Below are 11290 nucleotides of genomic sequence, written 5' to 3' on the forward strand. Positions count from 1 at the left end.
ATTGCTCCTGTAGTCCCTTTCTCTTCGGCGGCCTAGCCGAACCGTCCGGTGATGTAGTCTTCCGTTTCCTTGCGGGCGGGCTTGATGAAGATCTTTTCGGTATCGCCGAATTCGATCAGCTCGCCGAGGTACATATAGGCAGTGTAGTCCGAACAACGCGCCGCCTGCTGCATGTTGTGCGTGACGATCACGACCGTGTAGTCGTTCTTCAGCTCCGCGATCAGCTCTTCGATGCGGCCCGTCGAAATCGGGTCGAGCGCCGAGCACGGTTCGTCGAGCAGCAGCACTTCCGGACGGATCGCGATGCCGCGCGCGATGCAAAGACGCTGCTGCTGGCCGCCCGACAAGCCATAGCCGCTTTGCTGCAGCTTGTCCTTCACTTCGTTCCAGAGCGCGGCCTTGGTGAGCGCCCACTCGACGCGATCGTCCATCTCCGAGCGCGAAAGCTGTTCGAACATCTTCACGCCGAACGCGATGTTGTCGTAGATCGACATCGGGAACGGCGTCGGCTTCTGGAACACCATGCCGACGCGCGCGCGCAAGAGCGAAATGTCGCGGCGCGTGTCGAGCAGGTTCTCGCCGTCCATCAGGATCACGCCCTCGGCGCGCTGCTCCGGATAAAGCGCATACATCTTGTTGAACGTGCGCAGGAGCGTCGACTTGCCGCAACCCGACGGCCCGATGAACGCCGTCACCTTCTTTTCGGGAATGCGCAGGTTGATATTCTTCAGCGCGTGATACTTGCCGTAGAAGAAGTTGAGATCGTTGACCTCGATCTTCGGCTTCATCGAATCGGCGGACTTCGCGCTGTGCGTCGGCTTGAAGCTGCCGGGCACGCGGCCGCGTTCGACCGGCGCGTCGGTCTTGTCTTCGACCGCGTTCACATTCAGGTGGCTGACACCACTCGCAACCGTGTTCATGGAATCACTCCGCCTATTTTTTCGAAAGGATCGTGCGTGCGAGCACGTTGAGACCCAGCACGCCGAGCGTAATCAGGAAAACGCCGGCCCACGCGAGCGACTGCCACTGCGGGAACGGACTCATCGCGAACTTGTAGATCGTGACCGGCAGGTTGGCGACCGGCTGGTTCATGTCCCACGAGAAAAACTGGTTGGAGAGCGCCGTGAAGAGGAGCGGCGCGGTTTCCCCGGCGATGCGCGCGACCGCGAGCAACACCCCCGTCACGATCCCGCCGACCGACGCCTTCAGCGTGATCGACAGAATCATCTTCCACTTCGGCGTGCCGAGCGCGAACGCGGCTTCGCGCAGCGCGTTCGGCACGAGCTTCAACATGTTCTCGGTCGTGCGGATCACGATCGGAATCTGCAAGAGCGCGAGCGCGATCACGCCCGCCCAGCCCGAAAAGCGCCCCATCTTCGCGACGACGAGCGCGTAGACGAAAAGACCGATCACGATCGACGGCGCCGAGAGCAGGATGTCGTTGATGAAGCGCGTGATGCTCGCGAGCCAGCGCTTCTGCCCGTATTCCGCGAGATACACGCCCGCCAGGATGCCGAGCGGCGTGCCGATGAACGTCGCGAGCACGACCAGCATCAGGCTGCCGACGATCGCGTTCGCGAGACCGCCGCCGTCGGTGTTGGGCGGCGGCGTCGACTGCGTGAAGAGTTCGACCGACAACCCGCCGATGCCGAGCTTGAGCGTCGTGAACAGAATCCACACGAGCCACAGGAGGCCGAAGGCCATTGCGGCGAGCGAAAGCGTGAGCGCGATCGCGTTCTTGCCGCGGCGGCGGCGTTGCAGGCGCTCGCGCGTGGCGTCGGACGCGTCCGTATTGATGTAAGTAGGCTGGCTCACTTGGAACCCTCTCCTTTTTCGAGGCGAAGCAGCATCACCTTCGAAATCGCCAGCACGAAGAACGTGATCACGAAAAGAATCAGTCCGAGTTCCATCAGCGCCGACGTGTGCAGGCCCGGGCTCGCTTCGGCGAATTCGTTCGCGAGCGCGGACGTGATGCTGTTGCCCGGCGAAAAGAGCGACACGTTGTCGAGCAGGTTCGTATTGCCGATCACGAAGGTCACCGCCATCGTCTCGCCGAGCGCGCGGCCGAGGCCGAGCATCACGCCGCCGATCACGCCGGTGCGCGTGTACGGCAGCACGATCTTCCACATCACTTCCCAGGTCGTGCAGCCGATCCCGTAGGCCGACTCCTTCAGCAGCACGGGCGTGACCTCGAACACATCGCGCATCACCGCCGCGATATACGGAATGATCATGATCGCGAGGATGACGCCCGCGCACAGGATGCCGATGCCGATCGGCGCGCCCTGGAAGAAGCGGCCGATCACCCAGACGTCGCCGAGCAGATGTCCGAGCGGTTTTTCGAAGTAAGTCGCGAAGATCGGCGCGAAGACGAGCAGGCCCCACATGCCGTAGACGATCGACGGGATCGCGGCCAGCAGTTCGATCGCGATACCCAGCGGCCGGCGCAGCCACGCCGGCGACAGTTCGGTCAGGAAGAGCGCGATGCCGAAGCTCACCGGCACCGCGATGATCAGCGCGATCAGCGACGTGGCGATCGTGCCGTAAATTGGCACGAGCGCGCCGAAACTGTCGCTATTAGGGTCCCACTCTGATCGCCAAAGAAAGCTCAGGCCGAATTTTTCGATCGTCGGCATGGACGCCACGATCAGCGACACGATGATGCCGCCAAGCAAAAGCAGCGTGACGACGGCTGCAAGCCGCGTCAAACCGCCGAAAAGGATGTCGCCGAGACGCCCCGGGGCGCGCTGCGTGCCGCTGCCGGGAGGCGCCGAGGCTAGATTGATGTCCGACATGGGAACCTTGGGTCGGGCCGCGCGGCACCTGCCGCGCGGCGAAACGTACCGCGATCGTCCTGCTTCAACAGCTTAGGACAGTTTCAGACCTGCGTTACTGCGCGACTGCCTTGCCCGACGCGTCCTTCACCTTCGCCTTCCATTGCGTGCGGATTTCAGCGACCACCGAATCCGGCAGCGAGATGTAGTCGAGATCGTTCGCGGCCTGGTTGCCGTTCTTGAACGCCCAGTCGAAGAACTTCAGCGTTTCCGTGCCCTGTTCCGGCTTGTCCTGCGTCGCGTGCAGCAAGACGAAGGTCGCGCCGACGACCGGCCATGCATCCTTGCCCGGCTCGTTCGTGAGGATCTGGTAGAACGACTTCGACCAGTCCGCGCCGGCTGCCGCGGCCTTGAACGTCTCCGTCTTCGGCTCGACGATCGTGCCGGCGGCGTTCTTCAGGCCGACGTAGGTCATCTTGTTCTGCTTCGCGTACGCCCACTCGACATAGCCGATCGCGCCCGGCAGACGCTGCACGAACGCCGCGACGCCGTCGTTGCCCTTGCCGCCCGTGCCCGTCGGCCAGTTGACGGTCGAGCCTTCGCCGACCTTCGACTTCCACTCGCCGTTCACTTTCGACAGATAGTTCGTCCAGATGAAGCTCGTGCCCGAGCCGTCGGCGCGGCGGACCACGGCGATGTCCGTGTCCGGCAGCTTCACTTTCGGATTCAGCGCGGCGATCGCCGGGTCGTTCCACTTCTTGATCTTGCCGAGGTAGATGTCGCCGAGCACTTCGCCCGACAGCGTCACTTCACCCGCCTTCACGCCCGGCACGTTGATCACCGGCACGACGCCGCCGACCACCGTCGGAAACTGGAAGAGGCCTTGCTTCGTGAGTTCGTCGTCCTTCAGCGGCGCGTCCGAGCCGGCGAAATCGACCGTCTTCGCGACGATCTGCTTGAGGCCGCCCGACGAGCCGATGCCCTGATAGTTGACCTTGCCGCCGCCGGTTTTCTGGTAGGCGTCGGCCCACTTCGTGTAGATCGGTGCTGCGAAGGTGCTGCCCGCGCCGGTGATGTCGGCTGCTTGCGCGGAGATGGCGACGAGTGCGCCGATTACGCCAGCCAGCGCGGTTTGCATCAATTTCATGAGACCTCCAGGTTGTGAGCGAATGACACGACAACGCGAAGCATAGGCAGTCTCCGTGACAGTAATGTGACTCTCCGTGAAGCCAGCGTGACAACGGCCTTACGTCGATGAAAGACGGCAGTTTTTCTCGTTCAAGCGCGCTCAGAATGTAAAAAAGCCGCTGCGATTCAAAATCGCAGCGGCTTTTTTACGGTTTTGACGAAAAGTCAGGAAGTCGCGTCTTTTACCACTTGCGCAATCGTTTCCGCGTGCCGAATGGCGTCCGTCTCCGAAGCGGCCTCGACCATCACGCGCAGCACGGGCTCGGTGCCCGACGCGCGGATTAGCACACGTCCATGCGCCTGAAGCGCGCGTTCGGCGTTCGCGATCGCGGTCTGGATCGCGTCGCTGCTTTTCCAGTCGGCGCCCGGGCTCATGCGCACGTTGATCAGTTTCTGCGGGAACAGCGTGACGCCTTCTAGCTGTTCGGCAAGCGTCTTGCCGCTGCGCTGGATGGCGGCCAGCACGAGCAGCGCCGAGACGATGCCGTCGCCCGTCGAATGCCGGTCGAGCGACAGGATGTGGCCCGACCCTTCCGCGCCGAGTTGCCAGCCGTTTTCGCGCAGCTTTTCGAGCACGTAGCGGTCGCCGACGGCCGCGCGTTCGAACTGGACGCCGGCGTTCCTGAGCGCCACTTCGACGGCCATGTTCGTCATCAGCGTGCCGACCGCGCCTTCCACCTTGCCGGCGGTCGCGATGCGGTCTTTCACCAGCACGTAGAGCAATTCGTCGCCGTTGTAGAGGCGGCCAATGGCGTCGACGACCTGCAGGCGGTCGGCGTCGCCGTCCAGCGCGATGCCGATGTCCGCGCCATGTTCGCGCACCGCGCGCACGAGCGCCTCGGGCGCTGTGGCACCGACGCCGTCATTGATATTGAAGCCGTTCGGCGAGATGCCGAGCGAAATGACCTCGGCGCCGAGTTCGTGGAACACGTTCGGCGCGACGTCATAGGCGGCGCCATGCGCACAATCGAGCGCGATTTTCATCCCGCGCAGATCGAAGCTCGCCGGAAACGTGCTTTTGCAGAATTCGACGTAGCGGCCGCCGGCGTCGTCGAGCCGCCGGGCTTTGCCGAGGCGCTCAGAGCTCACGCAGTCGAGCGGCTGCTCCAGTTGCGATTCGATCTGCAATTCGACGTTGTCCGGCAGCTTGTTGCCGTCGGCGGAGAAGAACTTGATGCCGTTGTCGTAGTACGGATTATGCGAAGCGCTGATCACGACGCCCGCCGCGAGCCGCAGCGCGCGCGTCAGATACGCGATGCCGGGCGTCGGCATCGGGCCGGCCAGCATGACGTCGACGCCCGCGGCCGAAAAACCCGCCTCCAGCGCGGCCTCGAGCATATAACCGGAGACCCGCGTGTCCTTGCCGATCAGCACGGTCGGACGGCTTCCCTTCTTCTGCCAGCGGTCGGCGCCGGCCAGCACCTTGCCGGCGGCGTAGCCAAGCCGCAGCACGAATTCCGGCGTGATCGGAGCCTCGCCGACCTTGCCTCGAATTCCATCCGTTCCAAAATAGCGACGTGCCATTGTGAGTCGACCCTCCCTCATGGGACGCTGAGGCGCGCCTCGCGTCCCCGTTTATATGAAACCGTGAAGTGGCGCTCGCGCTGCGCACGGCTCCACGCAATATCTCTTCAATGATGACGGACCCGGGCCGCGTCTTTCGTTGCCTTCCAGACCTTCATTGCATCGACGGTTGGCGCGACGTCGTGAACCCTGACGATCGCCGCTCCCCGTTCCGCCGCGCAAACCGCCGCCGCGACGCCCGCCGCGACGCGCTCGGCCTTCTTGCGACCGGTCGCGGCACCGAGCATCGACTTGCGCGACATGCCGACGAGCAATGGGAAGTTCGTGCCGGCCGGCATTGTATCCGCGAGGTGGGCGAGCAATGCGAAATTGTGCGCCTCCGTTTTGCCGAAACCATACCCAGGATCAAGACAGAGTCGCTCACGCGCGATTCCTGCATTCATCAGCGCTGCCACGCGTTCCCCAAAAAAGGCGCGCACATCCGCGACGACGTCCCCATACACCGGCTCGACGGCCTGCATCGTCTGCGGCTCGCCGAGCATGTGCATCACGCACAGCCCGCCGTTGCCTTCGCGCACCGCATCGAGCGCGCCGGGCTGCCTGAAGCCCCAGATGTCGTTGATCATGTCGGCGCCCGCGGCGAGCGCGGCGCGCATCACCGCGGGCTTGTACGTGTCGACCGACAGCGGCACGTTCAATTGTCGCAAAGCCTCGACGATCGGGATGACCCGAGCGAGTTCCTCGTCGAGTGGGACCGGCACCGCACCGGGACGCGTCGATTCGCCGCCGATGTCGATGATTTCGGCGCCATCGGCGAGCATGTCCTCCGCGCGCCGGAGTGCGTCATCGCGCGCGAGGAAGCGACCGCCGTCGGAAAACGAGTCCGGCGTCACGTTGAGGATGCCCATCACGAGCGGCCGCTCGAAATTCAAGACAAAGCGCCCGCATTGCAGCGGCGGTGCTGAAAATTGCGATGTGGAAGTCGTCAAGGGATCTGACTGATGGATGGATTGATCAAGTTTTGCCGCCACGGGTGCGGCAATGAAAAAGGGCCGGTGTGCGAACACACCAGCCCCCATACGGATCGGGTGAAACTCAGGCGGGCGCGGTGGCGCTGCCCGGCTTGACCTCTGTGCCGCTATTGCCGCTGCTCGGCGTATCGCCCGACGGCGGCGGCAGATTCTTCGGCGGACGCGGCGGACGGCCCGCCATGATGTCGCTGATCTGGTCCGCGTCGATCGTTTCCCATTCGAGCAGCGCCTTCGTCATGGCTTCGACGTTGTCGCGGTGGTCTTCGAGCAGCTTGCGCGCAAGGCCGTATTGCTCGTCGAGAATCCGGCGAATTTCGGCGTCGACCTTCTGCTGCGTTGCTTCCGACACCGTCTTCGATGCCAGCTTACCGAACATGCCATCCTGCTCGGTATCGACATAGACCATCGTGCCAAGCACGTCCGACATGCCGTAGCGCGTCACCATGTCGCGCGCCATCTTGGTCGCACGCTCGAAGTCGTTCGACGCACCGGTCGACATCGAGTTGAGGAATACCTCTTCCGCTGCACGGCCGCCGAACAGGATCGCGATTTCCTCGAGCATCTTGTCCCGATACAGGTTCACACGGTCATGTTCCGGCAACTGCCACGTGATGCCGAGTGCCCAGCCGCGCGGCATGATCGTCACCTTGTGCACCGGGTCGGCGTGCGGCAGCAGCTTCGCGACCACCGCGTGACCGGACTCGTGGTAAGCCGTATTGCGGCGCTCTTCCTCGCGCATCACCGCCGACTTGCGCTCCGGACCCATGAAAATCTTGTCCTTCGCGTCTTCGAAGTCCTGCATTTCGACGATTCGCTTGCCGCGACGCGCCGCGAACAACGCAGCTTCGTTCACGAGATTCGCGAGATCGGCGCCCGAGAAACCAGGCGTGCCACGCGCGATCACCGATGCGTCGACGTCGTTTGCAATCGGCACCTTGCGCAGGTGCACCTTCATGATGTGTTCACGGCCACGGATGTCCGGCAGTCCGACATACACCTGACGGTCGAAACGGCCCGGGCGCAAGAGCGCCTTGTCGAGCACATCGGAGCGGTTCGTCGCGGCTATCACGATCACGCCGGAGTTCGCTTCGAAGCCGTCCATCTCGACGAGCATCTGGTTCAGCGTCTGCTCACGCTCGTCGTTGCCGCCGCCCATGCCGGCGCCGCGATGACGACCGACCGCGTCGATTTCGTCGATGAACACGATGCAGGGCGCATGCTTCTTCGCCTGCTCGAACATGTCGCGCACGCGGGCCGCGCCCACGCCGACAAACATTTCGACGAAGTCCGAACCCGAAATGCTGAAGAACGGCACCTTCGCCTCGCCGGCGATGGCACGCGCAAGCAGCGTCTTACCGGTACCTGGAGGCCCGACCAGCAGCACGCCGCGCGGGATTCGCCCGCCGAGCTTCTGGAACTTTTGCGGATCGCGCAGGAAATCGACGAGCTCGGACACTTCTTCCTTCGCTTCGTCACAGCCCGCGACATCGGTGAAATTGATTGCGTTGTTGTTCTCGTCGATCAGCCGCGCTCGCGACTTGCCGAACGAGAAGGCACCGCCTTTGCCGCCCCCTTGCATCTGCCGCATCATGTAGAACCAGAAGCCGATGATCAGGATCGTCGGTCCGAGGTAATACAGCGCCGACACGAGCGCATTGGGTTCGTCATCGGCCTTGCCGCTGACCTGAACGCCATACTTCATCAGATCGCCGACCATCCAGATGTCGCCGGGGGACACGATCTGATATTTCTGGCCATCTGCCGGAGTGACCGTCAAGTTACGGCCCTGAACGGTTACGGTCTTGACCTTACCGTTCTTCGCGTCGTCCATGAACTGCGAATACGACACACCTTCCTGGACGCGGGGCTTATCGAACTGCTTGAACACCGTGAACAGCACCAGTGCGATCACGAGCCACACTGCTGCCTTAGAGAACATATTGTTGTTCAAAGCACCACTCCTCACTCATAGACGGGCGCCTACATATACCTTGCGGCGCCACGAAAACATTCTAATCCAGTCCGCTAGCCCCTGCCATAAGCATTCTCTACCACGCAAATAGCGATGGAGGCCCTTTTTTCGGCGCATTCGCTGGAATTTGGCGCTTTTTTGCCACTTCCACCGAACGGAACGCTCACGCGGGACGCTTCAAATGCCGGCCCAAGATAAACGTTTCAGACGATTTGTCACGCGAGGCTTTCGGCTTGCGCGGCGCGACGACTTTGAACTGTTGCTTGAATTTCTCGACGATCTGGCTGTAACCGCTGCCATGAAAGCACTTGACCAGCAAAGCGCCTTCCGGTTTCAGGTGATTCTGCGAGAATTCCAGCGCGAGATCGCACAGATGCTCCATTCGCGCGGCATCCGCGCTCGCCACCCCTGAGAGGTTGGGGGCCATGTCGGAAATTACAAGGTCCACTTGGCGCCCGCCGACGATTTCGTTGAGCTGTTCCAGTACCGCATCCTCGCGGAAGTCGCCCTGAATGAACGTGACGTCGGCGATCGGCGCCATTGGCAGGAGGTCGAGCGCGATGATCGTGCCGTCGATGCCGCCCTCGCGCTCGGCGTCACGCTTCGCGCCCTGCGCGAGCTTGTTGCGCGCATACTGGCTCCAGCTGCCGGGCGTCGAACCCAGATCGACGATCACGTGCCCCGGGCGGATCAGCTTGTCTTGCTCGTCGATCTCCTTGAGCTTGTATGCGGCGCGCGCGCGATAACCCTCGCGCTGCGCGAGTTTCACGTAGGGATCGTTGATGTGGTCGTGCAACCACGAATGGTTAAAGCGGTTTTTTGCCATCAATAGTGAACTCGTGCTGCGTAATCGTGCATTCAGCAATGCTTTTAGCGGATAATACGCGTCTATTTGGCCGGCCCCGCTTCGCGCGGTACGGCCGGCGTGGGCGAAACCGGTGATTTCCGTACTGCCCGGCCGATAACCTGTGCCAAGCGTTGTTCGTCGTGCCGCGCGGTTCCATGGTTCCCGCGGTTCCTTTGGCGGATAATCGGCGCCGTTTCGTTTTCAGTCGCTCGCGGACCCTGTCCGTCTGACTGTGCGCCTTATGGTAAATGGCTCTCAGCGCTTTTTTCGCATCGTCCCGGCCGCAGCCGATCATGCCGCTTTTGCTCCTTTTGCGCTTCAGCACCCCTCATTTTAGTCGAGTCCGTTAATTCTCATGTCCGCCCTCAAACTCTCTCCTGCCCAACGTGCCGATCTTCGCGCGCAGGCTCACGCGCTCAAGCCCGTCGTTCTCGTCGGCGCAGAAGGGCTGACTGAAGCCGTGCTGACCGAAATCGAAGTTCATCTCGGCGCGCATCAGCTCATCAAGATCCGCGTTTTCGGCGACGATCGCGATGCGCGCATCGCAATGTACGAGGAAATCTGCGACCGACTCGGCGCCGCGCCTGTCCAGCATATCGGCAAGCTGCTCGTGATCTGGAGGCCGGAAGGCGCCGCACCGCAAAAGCCGTCGGGCCGCCGCTCCACGATGCCGAGCGCCGCCGAAGCCGCGGAACGTCCGTCGAAGAGCGCGGCACCGCGCATCGTCAAGGCCGTGAAGATCACGCGCGACGCGCCCGCCGTGAAGAAGCCCAAGAAACAGAAACTGCTGGTGCGCGGTAACGAACGCGTGACCGCCGGCGGGAATGTCAAACGCGCGAAAAAGCGTCAGTCCAGCAGCAAGCGCGCCCATCAGGCGTCGAAATAAAAAACGCTGTGGTTCCGGGCGCTGCCCGGACCGAGGACGCGGCGCCCGAATCGCGAGGCGCCGCCTGGCCGATCAGCGCCGCACGCGCCGCGCCGCCACGGCGGCAGACTGGCCGCGCGCGACGATTGGCCCCGTCGACGACTGTCCCGGCAAACGCCAGACGAGCAGAATGCCGAGCAGGCTTTCGACGACATAAAACGCGCTCGACACGCCATGCAGCACGCCGAAGCGCTGCGCATAGGCCGAATGCGCGAGATCGGTCCCCGCTTCCTGCGCGGCCACGCGCAGCGATTCCATGAACGGCTGCAGGGCGAAATAGCCGATCAGCACGCACAGCAACATCGCCATGACGATCCACCGCACGCGCTTGTAGTCGGCGAAACCGCTTTTCACCTGACGGTTGCCGATCAGGAGCAGGACCAGCCCGCACACGACGCCCAGTATTCCTTCGATACGGAAGAGCTGCGCCGCCACCGATCCCGCCGACGTGCGCTCGAGCATCCGAAAGAGCACCGGCGCGGCGATGAAGCCGAGCGACAGCAGGCTGCCGACCCACACCATCGCCACGAGCCGGAAGAGTCGATGTGCCATCAGACGTATCGAACAGCGATGATTTCGTACTCGCGCGCGCCGCTCGGCGCCTGTACCGACGCCACATCGCCTTCGTTCTTGCCGATCAGCGCACGCGCGATCGGCGAACTGATCGACACGAGACCGTGATCGATGTCCGCTTCGTCGTCGCCGACGATCTGATAAGTCACCGCTTTACCCGAATCCAGGTCTTCCAGTTCGACCGTCGCGCCGAACACCACGCGTCCGTCGGCTTCGACCGTCGTCGGGTCGATCACTTGCGCCGCGGCCAGCTTCGATTCGAGCTCGGCGATGCGGCCCTCGATGAAGCCCTGCTTTTCCTTTGCCGCGTCGTACTCGGCGTTTTCCGACAGATCGCCCTGAGCGCGCGCTTCCGCGATCGAATTCACGACCGCCGGCCGCTCGACCGATTTCAGGCGTTGCAATTCCGCGCGCAGAAGTTCTGCGCCGCGCTTCGTCAATGGAACTGTGCTCATA

11 protein-coding genes are annotated in these 11290 nt (G+C 62.9%); 1 reads left to right on the plus strand and 10 read right to left on the minus strand.

All coding sequences use genetic code 11. From position 1 onward, the window contains the following. Positions 1-32: 32 nt before the first annotated feature. The 8 genes from pstB to AWB66_RS12575 form a co-directional block, all read right to left on the minus strand. The gene (gene pstB, locus AWB66_RS12540; protein WP_235021100.1) at positions 33-788 is read right to left on the minus strand and encodes a phosphate ABC transporter ATP-binding protein PstB; all 756 of its coding nucleotides are present in this window, start codon (positions 786-788) and stop codon (positions 33-35) included. A 145-nt stretch (positions 789-933) separates the two neighbouring features. After that, a complete protein-coding gene (gene pstA / locus AWB66_RS12545) occupies positions 934-1815 on the minus strand; it encodes a phosphate ABC transporter permease PstA (protein ID WP_087630612.1) in 882 nt (293 codons plus the stop codon). Next, a complete protein-coding gene (gene pstC, locus AWB66_RS12550; RefSeq protein WP_087630613.1) occupies positions 1812-2795 on the minus strand; it encodes a phosphate ABC transporter permease PstC in 984 nt (327 codons plus the stop codon). Before pstC ends, pstA begins: the two co-directional genes overlap by 4 nt. Before the next feature lie 94 nt (positions 2796-2889). Continuing rightward, positions 2890-3921, minus strand: a complete 1032-nt coding sequence (gene pstS / locus AWB66_RS12555; RefSeq protein WP_087630614.1) for a phosphate ABC transporter substrate-binding protein PstS — start codon at positions 3919-3921, stop codon at positions 2890-2892. Between the two features lie 206 nt (positions 3922-4127). Then, positions 4128-5486 carry a phosphoglucosamine mutase gene (gene glmM, locus AWB66_RS12560; protein ID WP_087630615.1) on the minus strand — a complete coding sequence of 453 codons (1359 nt, stop codon included), beginning with the start codon at positions 5484-5486 and terminating at the stop codon, positions 4128-4130. 107 nt (positions 5487-5593) lie between these two features. Next, complete coding sequence (folP, locus tag AWB66_RS12565; protein ID WP_235021101.1) at positions 5594-6394, minus strand: dihydropteroate synthase; 801 nt, start codon at positions 6392-6394, stop codon at positions 5594-5596. Positions 6395-6581: 187 nt separating this feature from the next. Then, positions 6582-8468, minus strand: a complete 1887-nt coding sequence (gene ftsH, locus AWB66_RS12570; RefSeq protein WP_087630617.1) for an ATP-dependent zinc metalloprotease FtsH — start codon at positions 8466-8468, stop codon at positions 6582-6584. A gap of 184 nt (positions 8469-8652) precedes the next feature. Then, on the minus strand, positions 8653-9315 hold the full coding sequence (locus AWB66_RS12575) for an RlmE family RNA methyltransferase (RefSeq protein ID WP_087630618.1): 663 nt from the start codon (positions 9313-9315) through the stop codon (positions 8653-8655). Positions 9316-9691: 376 nt separating this feature from the next. Between AWB66_RS12575 and AWB66_RS12580 the strand changes: the two genes are divergently transcribed. After that, a complete protein-coding gene (locus tag AWB66_RS12580) occupies positions 9692-10222 on the plus strand; it encodes a YhbY family RNA-binding protein (protein WP_087630619.1) in 531 nt (176 codons plus the stop codon). A 72-nt stretch (positions 10223-10294) separates the two neighbouring features. On the opposite strand, the gene AWB66_RS12585 is transcribed toward AWB66_RS12580, so the two are convergent. Beyond that, positions 10295-10813, minus strand: a complete 519-nt coding sequence (locus AWB66_RS12585; protein ID WP_087630620.1) for a DUF4149 domain-containing protein — start codon at positions 10811-10813, stop codon at positions 10295-10297. Then, positions 10813-11289 carry a transcription elongation factor GreA gene (gene greA / locus AWB66_RS12590; protein ID WP_087630621.1) on the minus strand — a complete coding sequence of 159 codons (477 nt, stop codon included), beginning with the start codon at positions 11287-11289 and terminating at the stop codon, positions 10813-10815. The genes AWB66_RS12585 and greA overlap by 1 nt, the downstream gene beginning before the upstream one ends. Position 11290: the final 1 nt, after the last annotated feature.

This window comes from Caballeronia telluris (genome assembly GCF_001544495.1).
GTDB classification, from domain to species: Bacteria; Pseudomonadota; Gammaproteobacteria; order Burkholderiales; family Burkholderiaceae; genus Caballeronia; species Caballeronia telluris.

What these genes read in the sequence shown, in the direction of transcription:
- pstB (WP_235021100.1), bottom strand. Translation starts at nt 788, where the DNA reads ATGAAGCCGAAGATCGAGGTCAACGATCTCAACTTCTTCTACGGCAAG.
- pstC (WP_087630613.1), bottom strand. Translation starts at nt 2,795, where the DNA reads ATGTCGGACATCAATCTAGCCTCGGCGCCTCCCGGCAGCGGCACGCAG.
- pstS (WP_087630614.1), bottom strand. Translation starts at nt 3,921, where the DNA reads ATGAAATTGATGCAAACCGCGCTGGCTGGCGTAATCGGCGCACTCGTC.
- glmM (WP_087630615.1), bottom strand. Translation starts at nt 5,486, where the DNA reads ATGGCACGTCGCTATTTTGGAACGGATGGAATTCGAGGCAAGGTCGGC.
- folP (WP_235021101.1), bottom strand. Translation starts at nt 6,394, where the DNA reads ATGGGCATCCTCAACGTGACGCCGGACTCGTTTTCCGACGGCGGTCGC.
- AWB66_RS12575 (WP_087630618.1), bottom strand. Translation starts at nt 9,315, where the DNA reads ATGGCAAAAAACCGCTTTAACCATTCGTGGTTGCACGACCACATCAAC.
- AWB66_RS12580 (WP_087630619.1), top strand. Translation starts at nt 9,692, where the DNA reads ATGTCCGCCCTCAAACTCTCTCCTGCCCAACGTGCCGATCTTCGCGCG.
- AWB66_RS12585 (WP_087630620.1), bottom strand. Translation starts at nt 10,813, where the DNA reads ATGGCACATCGACTCTTCCGGCTCGTGGCGATGGTGTGGGTCGGCAGC.
- greA (WP_087630621.1), bottom strand. Translation starts at nt 11,289, where the DNA reads ATGAGCACAGTTCCATTGACGAAGCGCGGCGCAGAACTTCTGCGCGCG.